This window comes from [Flexibacter] sp. ATCC 35208 (assembly GCF_001975825.1).
Classification (GTDB): Bacteria; Bacteroidota; Bacteroidia; order Chitinophagales; family Chitinophagaceae; genus Chitinophaga.
The window spans coordinates 1-17,856 of record NZ_MTKN01000028.1; the positions used below are offsets into that span (position 1 = coordinate 1).

Annotated in this window: 22 protein-coding genes; 18 read left to right on the forward strand and 4 right to left on the reverse strand. The window is 41.6% G+C overall.

The annotated features are described in order from the left end of the window. From BW716_RS18100 to BW716_RS18110, 3 genes are all read right to left on the reverse strand, one after another. Nucleotides 1-966 (reverse strand): MlaD family protein (locus tag BW716_RS18100; RefSeq protein ID WP_143708895.1); only part of this gene is annotated, 966 nt, incomplete at its 3' end. Further along, nucleotides 963-1,736 (reverse strand): ABC transporter ATP-binding protein, encoded by a 774-nt coding sequence (locus tag BW716_RS18105; RefSeq protein ID WP_083724531.1) that lies wholly within the window; start codon nucleotides 1,734-1,736, stop codon nucleotides 963-965. The genes BW716_RS18105 and BW716_RS18100, both read right to left, overlap by 4 nt. 15 nt (nucleotides 1,737-1,751) lie before the next feature. Further along, nucleotides 1,752-2,576, reverse strand: coding sequence for an ABC transporter permease (locus tag BW716_RS18110; RefSeq protein WP_235643827.1), 825 nt, complete (start codon nucleotides 2,574-2,576; stop codon nucleotides 1,752-1,754). A gap of 335 nt (nucleotides 2,577-2,911) precedes the next feature. Between BW716_RS18110 and BW716_RS18115 the strand changes: the two genes are divergently transcribed. The 18 genes from BW716_RS18115 (at nucleotide 2,912) to BW716_RS18200 (ending at nucleotide 16,782) form a co-directional block, all read left to right on the forward strand. After that, nucleotides 2,912-3,589, forward strand: coding sequence for a BON domain-containing protein (locus BW716_RS18115; protein WP_083724535.1), 678 nt, complete (start codon nucleotides 2,912-2,914; stop codon nucleotides 3,587-3,589). Nucleotides 3,590-3,681: 92 nt separating this feature from the next. Beyond that, nucleotides 3,682-3,837, forward strand: a complete 156-nt coding sequence (locus BW716_RS36795; protein ID WP_179091175.1) for a hypothetical protein — start codon at nucleotides 3,682-3,684, stop codon at nucleotides 3,835-3,837. A 98-nt stretch (nucleotides 3,838-3,935) separates the two neighbouring features. Further along, nucleotides 3,936-4,649, forward strand: a complete 714-nt coding sequence (locus BW716_RS18125) for a DUF6629 family protein (protein ID WP_083724539.1) — start codon at nucleotides 3,936-3,938, stop codon at nucleotides 4,647-4,649. A 142-nt stretch (nucleotides 4,650-4,791) separates the two neighbouring features. Further along, on the forward strand, nucleotides 4,792-5,175 hold the full coding sequence (locus tag BW716_RS18130; RefSeq protein ID WP_083724541.1) for a hypothetical protein: 384 nt from the start codon (nucleotides 4,792-4,794) through the stop codon (nucleotides 5,173-5,175). Between the two features lie 203 nt (nucleotides 5,176-5,378). Then, nucleotides 5,379-6,050: a BON domain-containing protein gene (locus tag BW716_RS18135; protein WP_083724543.1), complete on the forward strand. Its 672-nt coding sequence runs from the start codon at nucleotides 5,379-5,381 to the stop codon at nucleotides 6,048-6,050. A gap of 286 nt (nucleotides 6,051-6,336) precedes the next feature. After that, entirely contained in the window at nucleotides 6,337-7,098 is a 762-nt protein-coding gene (locus BW716_RS18140; protein WP_083724545.1) for an SDR family NAD(P)-dependent oxidoreductase, read from the forward strand. Between the two features lie 103 nt (nucleotides 7,099-7,201). After that, nucleotides 7,202-7,426 (forward strand): hypothetical protein, encoded by a 225-nt coding sequence (locus tag BW716_RS18145; RefSeq protein WP_083724547.1) that lies wholly within the window; start codon nucleotides 7,202-7,204, stop codon nucleotides 7,424-7,426. Continuing rightward, nucleotides 7,408-7,788 carry a hypothetical protein gene (locus BW716_RS18150; protein WP_083724549.1) on the forward strand — a complete coding sequence of 127 codons (381 nt, stop codon included), beginning with the start codon at nucleotides 7,408-7,410 and terminating at the stop codon, nucleotides 7,786-7,788. Before BW716_RS18145 ends, BW716_RS18150 begins: the two co-directional genes overlap by 19 nt. Nucleotides 7,789-8,280: 492 nt before the next feature. Further along, nucleotides 8,281-9,582: a dihydroorotase gene (locus BW716_RS18155; RefSeq protein WP_083724551.1), complete on the forward strand. Its 1,302-nt coding sequence runs from the start codon at nucleotides 8,281-8,283 to the stop codon at nucleotides 9,580-9,582. A 17-nt stretch (nucleotides 9,583-9,599) separates the two neighbouring features. Continuing rightward, complete coding sequence (locus BW716_RS18160) at nucleotides 9,600-10,130, forward strand: DUF4199 domain-containing protein (protein ID WP_083724553.1); 531 nt, start codon at nucleotides 9,600-9,602, stop codon at nucleotides 10,128-10,130. Between the two features lie 24 nt (nucleotides 10,131-10,154). Next, nucleotides 10,155-11,102, forward strand: a complete 948-nt coding sequence (locus BW716_RS18165) for a glycosyltransferase family 2 protein (RefSeq protein ID WP_083724555.1) — start codon at nucleotides 10,155-10,157, stop codon at nucleotides 11,100-11,102. A 6-nt stretch (nucleotides 11,103-11,108) separates the two neighbouring features. Next, nucleotides 11,109-12,239 carry a glycosyltransferase gene (locus BW716_RS18170; RefSeq protein WP_083724556.1) on the forward strand — a complete coding sequence of 377 codons (1,131 nt, stop codon included), beginning with the start codon at nucleotides 11,109-11,111 and terminating at the stop codon, nucleotides 12,237-12,239. A gap of 70 nt (nucleotides 12,240-12,309) precedes the next feature. After that, nucleotides 12,310-13,326, forward strand: coding sequence for a dehydrogenase (locus tag BW716_RS18175; protein ID WP_083724558.1), 1,017 nt, complete (start codon nucleotides 12,310-12,312; stop codon nucleotides 13,324-13,326). 11 nt (nucleotides 13,327-13,337) lie between these two features. Next, nucleotides 13,338-13,916, forward strand: coding sequence for an SIS domain-containing protein (locus tag BW716_RS18180; protein ID WP_083724560.1), 579 nt, complete (start codon nucleotides 13,338-13,340; stop codon nucleotides 13,914-13,916). After that, nucleotides 13,913-14,605, forward strand: coding sequence for a nucleotidyltransferase family protein (locus BW716_RS18185; protein ID WP_179091176.1), 693 nt, complete (start codon nucleotides 13,913-13,915; stop codon nucleotides 14,603-14,605). The genes BW716_RS18180 and BW716_RS18185 overlap by 4 nt, the downstream gene beginning before the upstream one ends. Further along, a complete protein-coding gene (locus tag BW716_RS18190) occupies nucleotides 14,602-15,144 on the forward strand; it encodes an HAD-IIIA family hydrolase (protein WP_235643829.1) in 543 nt (180 codons plus the stop codon). Before BW716_RS18185 ends, BW716_RS18190 begins: the two co-directional genes overlap by 4 nt. 28 nt (nucleotides 15,145-15,172) lie before the next feature. Beyond that, nucleotides 15,173-16,156, forward strand: a complete 984-nt coding sequence (locus BW716_RS18195; RefSeq protein ID WP_083724562.1) for a hypothetical protein — start codon at nucleotides 15,173-15,175, stop codon at nucleotides 16,154-16,156. 5 nt (nucleotides 16,157-16,161) lie between these two features. After that, on the forward strand, nucleotides 16,162-16,782 hold the full coding sequence (locus BW716_RS18200; protein WP_083724564.1) for a hypothetical protein: 621 nt from the start codon (nucleotides 16,162-16,164) through the stop codon (nucleotides 16,780-16,782). Here BW716_RS18200 and gpmA read toward each other — a convergent pair. After that, entirely contained in the window at nucleotides 16,760-17,449 is a 690-nt protein-coding gene (gene gpmA / locus BW716_RS18205) for a 2,3-diphosphoglycerate-dependent phosphoglycerate mutase (RefSeq protein WP_083724566.1), read from the reverse strand. The two genes, BW716_RS18200 and gpmA, sit on opposite strands and share 23 nt — an antisense overlap. Nucleotides 17,450-17,856 lie beyond the last annotated feature (407 nt).

Genomic DNA, 17,856 nt, shown 5'->3' on the forward strand with positions numbered 1-17,856 from the left:
AAGTGTAAACAACTTCAATAAAAAATTGTGTTGCAATGCCTCAAGGTCTGCATCTAATTTCTGACTGCTGGTTTCCAGGTTCTTTAAAGTGATTTTAATGGAGGCGGCTGCCAGTGAATCGTTCAATAACACCCCTGCTACATTGTTATCCTGGTTCAGTCTTGCACTTACTTTTTCGAGGTTGCCTGTAAATATTGTCACCGCATCCGCTGCTTTTTTCAATTGGAATAATGTCCCTTTAATAGAAGCATACATGACTGTATCTGTAACCACATCATTTATTGAATTACCCGGCTTATTGATTTTGCCGGCAAAATCTTTGAGATTTAATAAAACATCTTTACTGTTTATAGAAACGGCTTTAAAATTTGATGCGGTAGCCTGTAAATTGTCAAATGTGTTGGAAAGCTTATTGGCCATTGCAGGATCATTTAATAATGTAGCCAATGTTCCTTTCCCACTATCGATCTTTTTACTTATACTCTTAAAATCGTTTGTTATTTCCAATAGATTTTTATTGTTGGCCTGTAAGGTTGCCAGCATATCATCAGTGCCAGCTATGTTTTCGACATGTAGAAGATCATTTGCCTCGGCCTGGGGCATGTTTTCACTACCGCCATAAATAATTACTATTTTATTGCCTATCAGTCCATCTGAACCGATTTTTGCCATTGCATCTTTATGGATATGTGATTGAGCTGCTTTCTCAATGTTCATCGTAACCAGCACCTGCGAATTTTGATAGAATGAGATGTTCTTGACTGTACCCACTTTTACACCAGAAAACCAAACATTGCCGCCTTTTATTAAACCTCCTACATCATTAAAAACCGCATATATGGTATACGATTTTACGAATGTTTTTTTCTGTCCCCCTAAGGTGAAAATGGTAACCACTAATATCGCAAGGCCCAGCAGTATAAATATCCCAACAATTATGGGACGGTTATTTTTTAATGTAGTCATTTGTCGTTAATAAAATTGTAATCATAAAAAGATTTTGCATTTGTATTCTTTTCATTGAATATTTCGTTAAAACTTCCGGGTGTCAAAAACCTGCCATCTACTATCATGGTGACTTTATCGGCAGTAGCTTTCGCACAGGTTAAGTCATGTGTAATAATAATTGAGCTGGCATTGTATTGTTGTTGAACCTTAACAATCAGGGTATTTATATCTATGCAGGTCAGGGGATCAAGCCCCGATGTAGGCTCATCATACAACATTATCTCCGGCTTCATTATCAAAGTACGGGCAATGCCGATGCGTTTTCTCTGCCCTCCGGAAAGTTCAGCGGGCATTTGATTGATGGTTTGTAATAAATCCACATCATTCAACACCGATTCAATGGCTTCATTCACCTCCTTTGTTTTTAAGTTGCGTTTATTTCTTACCAGTGGAAACGCGAGATTTTCTCTGACGGTCATACTGTCGTACAAAGCACTGCTTTGAAAAGAGAAGCCAATTTTTAATCTCAGTGCCTGTAATGCCTTTCCCCTTAATTTATCCACTTCCTGACCTAGTACTTTTACCGTACCGCTATCAGGTTTTAGCAGGCCGGAGATTATTTTTATCAGTACGGATTTTCCACTTCCGGAACGACCCAGCACTGCAAGATTTTCTCCTTTTAAAATATCGATATCTATCCCGTTCAGTACAATGTTAGTATCAAAGGATTTCTTTAAATCTTTGATAGAAATTACTGTGTCATTATTATTTGTTGCTGATTCATCCATAACTCGCTATTCATTTTATCTAAATGCATTTACAACCTGTACAATTACCATTTCTTCCACAAAAATCATAAACATCGAAAGCACTACTGCTACATTTGCAGCAGTTCCTACGCCCTTGGTTCCATTCTGTGCATAATATCCCTGGTAACAGCCAGCTACACCAATAGTAAAACCATAACAGAGTGCTTTGAAAACGGAAGCGGAAATATCAAGAAATGAAATTGTTTTAAAAGCGCTGCTGATAAAGGCAGGAAAACTTGTCAACTCATTTTGATGAATGTTTAGATAAGAACCCAGCATCCCGATCAGGGCGGTGTAAATCACCAATATAGGAAGCATTAAAGTGATAGCTGTGATTCTTGTTACAACTAAATAATTAAATGGATTGGTACCTGATACTTCCATTGCATCAATTTGTTCGGTTACTTTCATGGAGCCCAATTCGGCTCCCATATTAGAACCTACTTTTCCTGCGGCAATCAAAGCCGTAACCAAAGGAGCAAGCGCACGGATGATGGCAATTGATATTAATGAGGGAAGCCATGAGGTAGCCCCAAACTCTGACAGGGACGGGCGGGATTGCTTTGTAAATACAGTACCGGTTATAAAACCTGTTAAAGAAATAAGGGGTAATGATCTATAACCAACCTGGTAACATTGGTTGATTAATTCCTTCCATTCAAATGGTACTGAAAAGAGTTCCTTAAAATACTGTAAAATGAATATATAAACGTTATAGATATCCCTGAAGAATGAATCTGCTTTTTTGGATAGTAAAAATTTTTCCGGTTTGGAGGTTACAGGTATTTCTGATTCCATGACGTTGTTTGATCGTTTCAAATATTTATTAATTTCACCATTCCTTTTACTTTATGATCTACCCATTTTAGAATCGCTGTTAGAACGGTTCCCTGGCAAACCTTTATTAATGCTTAAAAAATCCAAGTTACTTATAATACGTAACACAGTCATTCAAATGTGTGAATAATACAACTCATTCTTTTTATTGTGTAATACTTTCCAGTCCGGATAGACCGACCTTTACTTAATAATAAACCAAATCACTCCTCTTGCAGCCGTGAATACGAGAGAATAATGACAGTAAAGGAGTGCTGTACGATATAAACTGACCTTACATAATTGTAAGATTCATTTGCAATTTCAATTTTAATAAAATGAAAAATAACACAGACTTACAGAAGGATGTTCAGGATGCCATCAAATGGGAGCCTTTATTGAGCGCAACAGAAATTGGCGTAATCGTAAAAGATGGTGTAGTAACACTTACCGGTGTGGTAGATAATTATACTAAAAAATCTGAAGCTGAAGATGCTGCAAAGAATGTAGCTGGTGTTATGGCAGTTGTTGAAAAAATTGAGGTTAAATTCAGTAGCTCTTATGCTCCAAATGATGACAATGAGATTGCTTCCGAAATATTAAATGCTTTTAAATGGAACTGGCGTGTGCCAAACGACAATGTGAAAGTAAAAGTAGAAAAAGGATGGGTTACATTGGAAGGAGAATTTCAATGGCATTATGAAAGAACAGCTGCTAATGATGCTGTAAAGAATCTGTTAGGGGTAACGGGGGTTTCAAACAATATCAAAATTAAATCTGATTTAAATGCAGCCATTGTTAAAGCAGATATAGAAAGCGCACTTAAACGTAACTGGTCAATTTATGAAAATGACATTAATGTTAAGGTATCTGGGCATAAGGCTACATTGACAGGTACTGTGGATTCCTGGTACCAGAAAACTGAAGCAGGACGGATTACCTTTAATGCACCTGGCGTATGGTCAGTAGATAATGAACTGGTGGTTTATTATAATTATTCATTAATGGATGAATGACATTAAGAAAAACGGGAAGAATGCTTACCGGTTTTTTTAATTCATTAAATACATTACAAGTTGAATACTATATTCAAATCAAATTATATATCATGAAAAAGAAAGAGATTAAAGAATTGAAAGAAAAGCTGATTGTTTCAGTAAAGAAAACCCTGACTGCTAATAATAAAGGCCTGATCAATACACTTGAAAAAGACCTTGATAAATCTATTAAAGCTTTTTCAGTCAGGCACACACAAAAAACATAACCAACTGCCATCAACCAATCCTTTTCCGGAGAGGGCTGAAGGGTAGCATATTAATGAACTAATTGGTTGTTTAAATTAATTCAGCAAAAAAAAATCCTATGTGCTTTTCAGCCACTGCAAGTTTTAGCGCAGGTGTTGTGCTTGCCATTATTGGAGTGGCCACTTTTAAAAAAGTGAAACATTCCTCTCAGATTATGTTTGCGGCCATACCCCTTATTTTTGCGGTACAGCAATCAGCAGAAGGAGTACTATGGCTATCCTTACCCAATCCGGCATATTTGGCAACCCAGGTTTCCTTCACCTATATTTTCCTTTTTTTTGCACAGGTGGTCTGGCCTATTTGGGTGCCGGTTGCCATATTACTGCTGGAAGAAGAAGCCGGCCGAAAGCGGATGGGGCGTTACTTAGTTGCTGCAGGATTAATAGTAGGGGTATATTTTGCCTGGTGTTTAATAAAATATCCGGTTAAGGCTGATATTGTTGGGTACCACATTGCATATAAATTAGATTTTCCTCCATCACTCAGAAAATATGGTATTGTATTATATGCACTTGCCACCGTTGTTTCTCCTTTCTTTTCACCCATTAAAAGAATATGGATGCTGGGTTTGGCGATTTTGATTTCATATATTATTTCTGCAATGTTTTATGAACACTATATACTTTCTGTCTGGTGCTTTTTTGCATCTATCATCAGCATAGCAGTATATGCAATTATGACAGAAATGGATAGGAATTATACGGCCGGCAAATCCTTGTACGCAGCACCGATGCCTGTTTTTAAAGTGCAGAAATTGAAAAATAAGAAATAATACACTTTTGGAAGGTAGCAGATCAAGGTAATGTTGGTTCCCACTTTTTTTCGATTGCTTTATCATTATCGCATTTACGCTGGTAAAAATAGGGGAGAAAATATACTGATTATCTTATTTATCAAAAGAAACCAACACTGGTATGACTATTTTTTTGCAAACAGCATGGCTTTTTTTGTTGGCAATACCCGTTGCCTGCATAGCATGGACAGTTACACATGAAGAGGTATTCAGGGAACCAAGAGACTATTGCAGTAAAAAAAGTAAAACAGCCAGAACTTTATTAGTGCGAAAGCTTTTTTACCTGTTTACCTGTGAATATTGCTTTAGCCATTATATAGCTATAGCAATCCTTCTTTTAACAGGGTATAAATTACTGATGGATGACTGGCGTGGATATTTGATTGCGGGGTTTTCATTGGTCTGGGTAGCTAATTTTTACATGAGCCTGTTTAGTTTTATTCGTCAGGACATTAAAAAGGAGAAAACAGAAATTGAATGTATGGAGAATGGAAGAAAAATATAAATTTTCTTTGATGTGTTGCTCATTCAGATCCGCCAACACGTCTCCACTACAGAATTCTGCAATACTATTTTAAGCGACATGAAATTCAAAATAATGTGTGAATCATGCAACTTATTTTAATAACTGTATAACAGTTTAAAGTACCCAAATCTTCACCTTTGTGGTGTTGCAACATTTTCGCTGCAATCCATAATTATTCCGAAATGAAAAATAATGCAGAATTACAAAGAGATGTTCAAAATGCCATCAAATGGGAGCCATTATTGAATGTAGCAGAAATTGGTGTTACAGCCAAAGACGGTATTGTTTCTTTAACAGGAACAGTAGATAGCTACGCTAAGAAATTGGAAGCCGAAAATGCTGCCAAAAAAGTAATCGGGGTAAAAGCGCTGGTTGAAAAAATCGCTGTTAAATTTCCAAACTCATGGATTAAAACAGATAGTGAAGTAGCCAGTGAAGTCTTGGTTGCATTGAAACATAACTGGGCAATTCCTAAAGACAAGGTAATGGTAAAAGTAGAAGAGGGGTGGGTTACATTAGAAGGTGAATTACCATGGCATTACCAGAGAGAAGCAGCACAAAATGCTGTCAGTTATCTAACTGGTGTGAAAGGTGTAACCAACAACATTCAAATCAAACTGGAAAGCCACGATGTGATTGAAAAGAAGAAAGTTGAAGATGCCATTGCCAGAAACTGGTCCGTAAAGGATAATGATATTAACGTATCTGTATCTGGAACAACTGTTACATTAACAGGAACGGTCAATTCCTGGTACCAGAGAGATGAAGCAGGCCGTATCGCCTGGAAAACACCTGGTATCCTGGATGTAAAAAATGAATTAGTTGTTGACTATGAATTTATGCTTGTCGACTAAAAAATATTAATACGGTGGAAGCGTTATTTTCCACCGTTTTTATTCATTATGGAAAAATATACCACCTTTTAAATTCCATTTATTCCATGTTCAACGCAAATTCAAAGTATCTACTTCTGCAAGCCGTGTAGTATATTGATTTAAAAAATATACAGGTAAGTAGTATGAAATGCTATTAATTTCCTCAACGGTTTCAAAATGTTGTACTGCTGCTACCAGTCAATGGATCATTTTGAGATTGAATGAACAGGAATTGATATAACAGATATTAGAAACACAAAACAATATGAAAAAGTTAGAAAATAAAGTTGCGGTTATAACCGGTGGCGCAGGCAGTATAGGAAAAGTAACGGCAAAATTGTTATTAGAAGAAGGCGCAAAAGTATTGCTGGTTGACCTTTCGGAAGACGCATTGAAAAATTGTGTGGAGGAATTAAACAGTGACCAGGTGAAATATTGTACTGCTGATGTGTCAAAGGCAGTTGATGTGGAACGTTACATCAATGAAGCGGTAAGTGTATTTGGAAAGATTGACGTTTTTTTTAACAACGCCGGTATTGAAGGCGTGGTGAAACCCATTACAGATTATCCTGAAGCTATTTTTGACAAAGTAATTGCCGTAAATGTAAAAGGAATATGGCTGGGCAATAAATATGCCTTACCCCAAATGAATACAGGCGGAAGCATTATCCTGACGTCATCAGTAGCAGGGCTATTGGGCTTTGCTGGTTTAAGTGCCTATGTAACCAGTAAACATGCTGTTGTCGGTATTATGAGAACAACAGCTATTGAAGCGGCGCCCCTGCATATCAGGGTTAATTCTATTCATCCGTCGCCGGTAAACAACCGGATGATGCGTTCGATAGAAGAAGGTGCATCCTCCGGTCATGGCGAAGAAATAAAGAAGAAATTTGAGGCTGCTATCCCATTGGGTCGTTATGCTGAGCCTATCGAAATTGCAAAATTGGTATTGTTTCTTGCCAGCGATGACAGTCAGTTTATTACTGGTACTACACAGGTAATTGATGGTGGAATGTGTGCACAATAAATATTTTTGAAAACCTGTTATTCCACAGTTTAAATTACAAAAAAAGATCGCTTTCTAAATTATAATTTCCTGAAGGGGTTTTACTTAAATAAATGATAAAAATATGAAAACAGAAAATGAAATTAATAATGCCATTATGAATACCACAATGGGTATTCACCAGGATTTTCCGGAATTATCTAAATACATTATTGAGATGCCTGTTACAATTCCAAATGTAGCGAAGCCGGTTATCACCGTTGGCAATTTAGACGACTACAATACATTGCTAAACGAATTTGTTTCAAATTATTCAAAAGTAGAAAAGTTATGGAAAAAAAATATATAGGTATCTGGATGGATCATGCAAGTGCCAACCTGATGGAAATGATAGGTAGCGAAATGAAAATTAAAACTATCAATTCAAAATTTACCCACGAGGAAAAGAAGGAGACTTTGCATAAAGGTGAAAAAGCAATGCACCATAAAGAGCAGCATGAAGAATCTGCTTATTATAAAGAGATAGCTGCTGTCATAGAAAGCTATGATGAGGTGTTAATTTTTGGCCCTACTGAGGCTAAAACTGAGCTGGTAAATGTGTTGAAAACAGATCATCATTTTGATAATAAAAAGATCGAATCCATGCAAGCTGATAGGATGACAGAAAATCAGCAGCATGCTTTTGTTAAAAAATATTTCTTTGCCCATTGATCAGGTATTGTATATCGGGTTATTAATGATGATGGATATCACCTGCGTGACCCTTACTCAATCTTACCACTCATTATCGCAATAGTGGTGGATATCACCTGCGTGACCTTACTCAATCTTACCACTCATTATCGCAATAAAGATGGATATCACCACTGTGACCTCACTCAATAACTGGTTTCACAGCATTGTCAGCCTCCATATTACATATCACATGAAAAACGCTCTTCTAAGCGTAAATGGGTATTTATACCACCATCCGGCCATAGCCGATTCCAGGAATCTATGCCCTGAAGCCTGGCCCCTGCCTGCCTATACAGCTTGAAAACAACTTTCTCCCACAGTAGGAGGGGACTTAGCAGGATGCAACACCTTGAAAGGTGCATCCCACACCCCAATAGCCTTTTTTATCCCCGCCTGCACTCCTTACCCCGAAATTCTATTACTTTTGTCCCCGGTATTTCAGAACGGTTTAGACTCAGTTAGTATAGCATGCATATATTACTCAAAAACGTACAGATCACAGCTCCAGGTGCTCCCAACCATGGCCAGCAACAGGACATTTTAATCGAAAATGGCATCATCAGCCAGATTGGAAACAACATCTCTGCGCCCAATGCCCGGATCGTAGAAGGTAAAAACCTCTCCGTGTCTCCAGGATGGACCGATGTATTCGCTCACTTTTCTGATCCCGGTCAGGAATACAAAGAAGACCTTCAAAGTGGCGCCGCCGCTGCTGCAAAAGGTGGGTATACCACTGTACTCATCGTACCCAATACCCAACCCGCGCTGCACACCAAGCCGCAAATCGAGTACGTCATCAGCCGTACCCGCCACACCGGTGTTCAGGTGCTCCCCATAGGCGCGGTTACCAAAAACATCGAAGGCACTTCACTGGCAGAGATGTACGAAATGCGCGAAGCTGGCGCTGTGGCTTTCTCGGATGGCCTGAAACCTATCCAGAGCCCAGGCATCATGCTCAAAGCCCTCCAATACGTAAAGGCCGTCGACGGCACTATTATACAACTGCCTGATGACCTGAGTATCTCTGCGCACGGCCTCATGAACGAAGGCATCTACAGCACACAGCTGGGTATGCCCGGAAAACCGGCCATCGCTGAAGAACTGATCATTCAGCGGGACCTGGAACTGGCAGCATACACCGATTCCAAAATTCACTTTACCGGGGTAAGTACCGCCAAATCTATCCAGCTCATATCCGAAGCAAAGAAGAAAGGCATAAAAGTGACCTGCTCCGTTACTCCATACCACCTGTCACTCACTGACAATCAACTGGAATCTTACGATTCCAACCTCAAGGTCAATCCACCCCTCCGCGGCAAGGATGATGTAATAGCCCTGCAACAAGCGGTGAAAGATGGTCTGATCGACTGCTTTGCCACCCACCACCTGCCACAGGACTGGGATGCCAAAGTCCTTGAATTTGAATATGCTAAGAATGGGATGATTGGCCTGGAAAGCGCCTTTGGCGTACTCCGTCAATACCTGCCGGAAGTGCCGCTGGAAAAACTGATCGATATGCTGGCCATTCAGCCACGCAAGATCTTTAACCTCCCTGCTCACAGTGTGGCTGTAGGTGCGGTAGCTAACCTCACCATCTTTGATCCGGAGGAAGAATGGACGCTGACCCCTGCACATCTGGCGAGCAGGTCCAAAAATTCGGCGTATCTTGGCGCCCGGTTAAAAGGGTCTGTAAAAGGGATCATTAGTGGTACCAATGCCCAGATCACTGGCATATCTGCCCAAACCACCGGCACCAATGCCCAACTATAATAAATGTCATTTTGAGTATGAGTAATGCATCTTCTCCCAACCAGGGCGTTAAATGGGGCCTGATAGCAGGATTATCCGTCGTTGCCGTCGGACTGATCTTCTATTTCACCAACCCAATCAAACTGCAAAGCCTCCTTTTTGGCGGCATCGAACTTGCAGTTACCGCCATCTGCGCCCTCCTGGCCGGCCTGGAACGTAGAAAAGCCTATGGGGGAAAAATAGATTTTAAGACCGTCCTGCAGCCTATCTTTACCACTTTCGTAATTTCCCTGCTGATTGGGGTCATTTTTACCTATGTCCTATTCAATTTTATCGATCCTTCACTGGTAGAACAGATGAAACAGGCACATATCGCCGATGTGAGGGATATGAAAAACCTTTACAAAGCACTGGGTTACTCTGAATCCGATTACAACAGGGAACTAAAAGAGGCGGAAACAGGTGAATATGGCGTGACAATTGCAGGCAGTGTCATAAATTATCTGCAAAAGCTGATTAAATCATTCATCCTTTCTGCGATACTTTCCCTGATCGTTCGTAGAAAGTAACCATTTAACACATAGTAACTTAAGATGGATATTTCCGTAATCGTTCCCTTAAAAAACGAAGATGAATCACTGCCGGAACTGGCAGCATGGATAGACCGTGTCATGAAGGAGAACCAGTTTTCCTATGAAGTGTGGATGGTAGATGATGGTAGTACTGACAATTCCTGGGAGGTGATCCAGACCCTGGCCGCTGCCAATGCCAATATCAAAGGTATCAAGTTCCAGCGCAACTATGGCAAATCTGCCGCCCTCAACGAAGGCTTCAAAATGGCCAAAGGCGATGTCATCATCACCATGGACGCCGATCTGCAGGATAGTCCTGACGAAATACCAGAGCTGTATAGCATGATCAAGGAAGGCGGCTTCGACATCGTGAGCGGCTGGAAAAAGAAACGCTATGATAGCGCCCTGACCAAAAACCTCCCTTCTAAATTATACAACTGGACCACTACCAGAATGAGTGGTGTCAAGCTGCACGACATGAACTGCGGCCTGAAATCCTACCGTAAAAAAGTGATAAAGAGCATAGAAGTATATGGTGAAATGCACCGCTACATCCCGGTTATTGCGAAATGGAACGGTTTCCGCAATATCGGAGAGAAGGTGGTGGAACACCGCGCCCGTAAATACGGTGTATCAAAGTTTGGCCTTGAACGCTTTATCAACGGCTTCCTCGACCTGGCTACCATCATGTTCATCGGGAAGTTTGGCAAGCGCCCTATGCACCTCTTTGGCGCGATGGGTACCTTGTGTTTTATGATCGGTTTCGTCATCGCAGGATATCTTGGCTACGAAAAGATCTTCAACGATGTGTTTAAAATGACTGAACGCCCGATCTTCTATCTGGCACTGCTGGCCATGATCATTGGATCTCAGCTGTTCCTCGCCGGTTTCATTGGTGAACTGGTGACGAGAAATGCCGTGGAACGAAACGACTACCTCGTTGAAACTACTTTAGACCGAACGAAATAATTGCTGATGGGAAGAAAGAAGATACTTATCCTGGGACCCGCCTGGCCTTATCGTGGAGGTCTTGCCGCCTACAATGAAAGACTGGCTGAAGAACTGCAAAAGGACGCAGATGTAGAGATCTGGACCTTTACCCTGCAATACCCGAAATTTATTTTCCCCGGCAAAAGTCAATATGCTACTGAAGCGGCGCCGCCTCACCTGAATATCACCAGAAGGATTAATTCTATCAATCCGTTGAACTGGTTGAAAGTGGGCAGGCAAATCCGCAAAATGAAGCCAGACCTGATCATTGCCAAATTCTGGTTACCACTCATGGGCCCTGCCCTGGGTTCCCTGCTGCGTTTAGGTAAAAAAGGAAATACCAAAGCCTTGTCTATCCTCGACAACGTGGTGCCCCATGAAAAACGTCCGGGCGATGTGGCTTTTACTAAATACTTCCTGAAACCGGTGGATGCCTTCATCGCCATGAGCCAATCCGTGCTGGACGATCTCAAGGTGTTTGAACCGGATAAACCGGTATCACTCATACCTCATCCTATTTATGACAACTATGGTACGCCGATTTCCAAACCGGCGGCCAAAGCGGTATTGAGGCTGGATGAAAACAAAAAGTACATTCTCTTTTTCGGCTTTATCCGCCAGTACAAAGGCCTCGATCTGCTCATGCAGGCCATGGCCGACGAAAGAATGAAAAAGCTGGATGTACACCTCATCGTAGCAGGTGAATACTACGAAGACGCAGCCCCTTACAAGGAGTTGCTCGCCAAACTACAATTGGGTGACCGCATACTCATGCACACCGATTTTATTCCAAACGACGCTGTTAAAAACTACTTCTGTGCTGCCGACCTGGTAGTGCAACCTTATAAAAGCGCTACACAGAGCGGTATTTCACAGATCGCTTACCACTTCGAAAAACCAATGGTGGTAACAAGGGTAGGAGGATTAGTCGAAATGGTGCCAGACAATGTAGTGGGTTTCCAATGCGAACCGGATCCTGCAGATATCGCTGCCGCCATAGAAAAATACTATGTTGGCAACAGGGAAGCCGATATGACAGCGGCTGTTCACATAGAAAAGCAAAAGTATTCCTGGGACAGACTGGCAAATGAAATTCTCCGCCTGACAGGTTTGTAAGATATTTTAACGGTTTTTTAAAATTTCGGCCACAGGAATCATTTATCTTGCTGGTCCATATTATTTAAACATGATCTATCGTAGTAAAGCACCATTACGCCTGGGACTGGCAGGCGGTGGTACCGATGTAAGTCCATATTCTGATATGTTTGGTGGCGCTATCCTGAACGCAACTATCTCTTTATACGCCAGAGCTGCCATCGAGCCGATTGCTGAAAACAAAGTCATCTTTGAGTCGGCAGACAGAAAAGAACAACTGGAATGCGAAGCTGTATTCCCCCTTGCCTATAATGGTAAACTGGATATTCTGAAAGGTGTCATCAACCGTGTAGCGAAAGATTATGGTGTCCCATCGGGTTTTAAACTCACGACCTTTGTAGATGCTCCGGCCGGTTCCGGTTTGGGTACCTCTTCCACACTGGTGGTGGCGGTGCTGGGCGCATTTGCACAGTGGCTGAAACTGCCGCTGGGTGAATATGATATGGCACACCTGGCTTACTGCATCGAAAGAGAAGACCTGCAACAGGCTGGTGGTAAACAGGATCAGTATGCCGCGACCTTTGGCGGTGTGAACTTCATGGAATTTTACGGCGATAAGGTGATCGTGAATCCCCTGCGCATTAAGCAAAAATACCTCGATGAACTGGAGAATAACCTGGTATTGTACTATACTTCTACCAGCCGTTTGTCCAGCAGCATTATCTCTGAGCAACAGAAGAATGTAACGGATAAGAAAGAATCCAGCATTGAAGCCATGCACCACCTGAAAGAGCAGTCAGTGATGATGAAAGAAGCACTGCTGAGAGGTGAGATCGATAAAATCGGAGAGATCCTGGACTATGGTTTTCAACATAAGAAAAACATGGCCAAAGGTATTTCCAACACACAATTAGACGAAATTTACGAGGCGGCCAAACTTGCCGGTGCTTCAGGAGGCAAGATCTCCGGTGCTGGTGGCGGTGGCTTTATGATATTTTACTGTCCACGGAATACACGTTATGCCGTAGTCGATGCCCTGAATGCCTTTGGTGGCCAGGTAAAACGTTATCATTTTACGCATCAGGGAGTGAACACCTGGACTATTTAAATATAGCAACAATGACAGAGAAAATAATTAAGACTATACAGGAAAGCATCGCGGTAAAACAGGCGATTATCAACGACGAAGAATTAGTGAGAACCATCGCACAGGTAGCTAGTGTGATGACGGGTTGCTTCCAGCAAAATCATAAAGTATTATTTGCGGGAAATGGTGGTAGTGCTGCAGATGCGCAACACCTGGCCGCTGAATTTTCCGGACGTTTTTATAAAGACAGGACACCACTGTATTCCGAAGCACTGCATTGTAATACCTCATTCCTGACAGCTGTCGGCAATGACTATGGTTACAATGAAGTGTATGCCCGCATGCTGCGTGGTATTGGTCAGGCAGGTGATGTATTTGTCGGCATTTCTACCTCAGGCAATTCTGCCAATATCCTGGAAGCCATCAAGGTGGCCAAGTCCAAAGGAATGATCGTGGTAAGCATGACAGGGCAATCTGGTGGTAAAATGAAAGATGGAAGCGACTACCTGCTGAACGTGCCTTCTTCTGATACGCCGCGTATCCAGGAGTCGCATATTACTATTGGGCATATCATTTGTGAAATTGTAGAAAATAACCTTTTCGGATCATGATTACAGAATGTATTGTATTAGCAGGAGGGCTGGGTACCCGGTTGCGTAGTGTGGTGGCAGATAAGCCTAAATGCATGGCCCCCGTGGGCGATGTTCCTTTTATAGATTACCTGCTGCGCTACCTGCTCAAAGAAGGGATGACGCATGTGGTATTATCATTGGGACACCTGTCAGAACAGGTGATAGAATACATTGAGGCCAACGAATGGACGATGAAGGTGGATTTTGTGATCGAGGAAGAACCGCTGGGTACCGGTGGAGCGATCATGAATGCACTGGAAGAACTGGAAGAAGACGCGTTCTTCATCATGAATGGAGATACCCTTTTTAATGTAGACCTGTTTGACTATTCAAACTTTCACGAAGAAAAGGGGAGTGCGTTGTCACTGGCACTGAAACCGATGAAGCAATTTGATCGTTACGGCAGTGTAAAGCTGGATGACAATAAAAGGATCACTGCTTTCCTCGAAAAGGAATATTGTGAAGAAGGGCTGATCAATGGCGGTATTTATGTGGCGAACAGGGAGTACCTGGAAAGTCTGGATCTGCCAAAGAAATTCTCCTTTGAAAAAGATGTACTGGAAGCACAGGTGCAAAGCGGTAAAGTGTACGGCTTTGAGAGTGATTCTTATTTTATAGACATTGGCGTACCGGCTGATTATGAGCGGGCGCAGCAAGAACTGGCATGATAGCAATTGATAATAGCTGGACGTTGTTCCTGGACCGCGATGGGGTCATGAATGAGGAGATCAAAGATGGGTATGTGCTGCAATGGGATATGTTCCGGTTTTCGGAAGGTGTGCTGGCGGCGATGCCTGTGTTAAATGCCCGTTTTGGCCGTATTGTGATCACGACGAACCAGCGTTGTATAGGAAGAGGATTGCTGACAGAAGAAGGGTTAGAAGACATTCATAGGCATATGCTATCCGAAATCCGTACACACGGGGGGAGGATAGATGCCATTTACCACTGTCCGGATGTGAATAATGACAGTCCCTGCCGTAAGCCGCAGCCAGGTATGGCGATGCAGGCAAGGGCAGCATTTCCTGAAATAGATTTCAGTAAATCTGTGATGGTAGGGAATACCATGGGAGATATGAAATTTGGGAAGCAGTTGGGAATGAAGACGGTATTTATCCCTTCTACAAAACCGGAACAGGCATTTCCTGATCCGATGATCGATTTTAAGTGTGACAATTTATTGGAATTTTCGAAGATCATACAATAAATTTGTTTCATATAACGTAAATAAGGCTATGATGAAAGTGCGCATAATTGGGTTATCCTGTCTGCTGTTTGTGGCTGCTACTGTACGGGGGCAAAGAATCAGTGCGACTGACGCAGCATCGTTGAACGCGCAGCAGGACTCCCTCAAATACTTATCTGACCTTATTTTACGTGGCAGGGATGAAGATTCCCGGCAGAATGCCAGTGATCGTTTCATCCCGAAACTGGTGCAGGCGCTGAAGACCCCGAATTCTTTTTATTTCCCTTTTGATTCAATTACAACGGTTTCCATTCAATATCCGCAGGATAGCACATTCCGCATTTTTACATGGGGAGTGGAGCGGGAGAATACTTTTTTCCATCATTATGGGGCGATACAGATGCGTACAGAGGATGGAAAGCTGAAGTTGTTCCCGCTGTTCGATGCGTCTGATTATATATTGAATACGGATACCATTACGGATAATAAGAACTGGTATGGATGCTTGTATTATAAGATATTGCAACGCAGGTTCTTTAATACGGATTATTATACCTTGTTTGGTTGGGATGCGAATAATTTGAGGAGTCAGAAGAAGATGATAGAGATGTTGTCATTTAAGGATGGCAAGCCTGTGTTTGGCGGACCATTCTTTAGTTTTGCGGAGGATACGGTGCCGAAGCCGCTGAAGAACAGGTTTATATTGGAGTATAAGAAGGAGGCGACGATTAGTTTGAGTTATAACGCGGAGATGGATATGATCGTGTATGATCATTTGATCTCTGAGACGAATCAGAAAGGGAAACCTTCGACGTATGTGCCGGATCTGGATTATGAAGGGCTTAAGTGGAAAGGAGGAAAGTGGGTGCATATAGATAAGGTGTTTCATGATGCGTTGCAGTTAGGAAAGTATCCGGTGGGGCAACCGTTGGATATGAAGAAGAAGGATTTGACGAATCCGAAAACTACGGAGGAGATGAACGAAGAGACGTTGCAAAAGCAGCAGCAGTCATCGAAGAAGAAGCCGAAATAACGGTTATGTACGATATAATTAAAGAAAGAATTCCACTTGAAAAACTGATTGAGGATGAGAAAAAAGTAGTCTTTACAACAGACAAATCTTATCTGATCGCTTATCCTGAATTCCTGAAATATTTTGCAGATCTACAGGAAATTACCAAACATGATGTGGTAATAGGAATTCATTTTACCTACGGATGGATGCCACGAATCTTTAATTTTAAATCTGATAAATGGGAGGAAGTTGTCTATATTTTGAACAGGGCGAAGGACGGGAAATCATTATCGGAAGCAGATTTAGAAGAATTGAGCGCCTGTTTTAATAACTCACTGGTAGGAGTTTCAAAAATATTACACTTTATCAATCCTTCCAGTTATGCTATCTGGGATAGCAGGGTATACCAATATTTAACAGGAAAGAACGCCAATCAACAAACAATTCATAATTATCAATCTTATCTGGATTATAACAGGTTTAGTAATGAAATAGCTTCCCTGCCTGAGTTTGAGCCTCTTCACCAATCTATGGTTGAAAAAGTTGGCTATACAATGACTCCACTCAGGTCCTTAGAATTAATCATGTTTAAAAACGGGGTAGCATCAAAAGCAGATGATCCTACTTCAGATAGTAATGCCTGATCCTGCTCAGGTCATCATTCAACTCATACACCCACGGTGTTCCTGTAGGAATATCTAAATTCGTCACTTCCTCATCAGATAAGTGATCGATATACTGTATCAGTGCCCTTAAGCTATTGCCATGAGCCACTATGAGCACTTGCTTTTTCTGTTTCAATGCTGGAATGATGGTATTCGTCCAATAGGGCAGTACCCGATCCATGGTTTCACTGAGATTTTCTGTAAAGGGCAATTCAGTAGGTAACAGATCTTTATACCTTGGGTCATTTCCGGGGAAACGAGCATCTGTTTGCACTAATTTTGGCGGGTGTTCGTGTGGATCTCTTCTCCACTTGTGTACCTGTTCTTCACCATATTGCTGCACAGTTTCAGCTTTATTTAACCCTTGCAAAGCACCATAGAAACGCTCATTTAAACGCCATGATTTCTCTTCAGGAATGTACAACTGATTGAGAGATTCTAATGCCAGATGAAGTGTCTTAATTGCTCTTTTGAGCACAGAGGTAAATGCGAGGTCAAAATGAAATCCACTATCAGCGAGTAATTTTCCTGCATGTATGGCTTGTTCTATACCGGTTTGGGATAAGTCGACATCTGTCCATCCGGTAAACCTGTTTTCCAGGTTCCAGAGGCTTTCGCCGTGGCGTAGGAGTACTAATTTTTGCATGCATAAAAGTGCGCAAAAATGATGCTATTTTTTATGGCCGAACACCTCTCTAAGTTTATCTTTTGCTGCTTCTAATACCTTTAACTGCTGCTCAGGCAAATTCATCATCGAACAAGGTTAAAAGCTGCAGCGCCTGCTCTGTATTTCCGGAAAGTCAAATTAACCAAACAGTAGCTTTACAGCCCAGCAGGAGGAAAGAACCGACTCCCGGAAATGCAGATGCAAGCGCTGCTGCAGTAGAAATTAATCAGGGTTTGAGAATTATCCTGTCTTATAAGTAAACAAAGATGGGGCCATGCCTTTTTTGAAGGTAACAATGCCAGATTTATAGAAACAATACCAGATGAGGACGCAATACAATGTTGCTTATACTACCCATTCAGGGAAACTAGAATAAAACATTCATG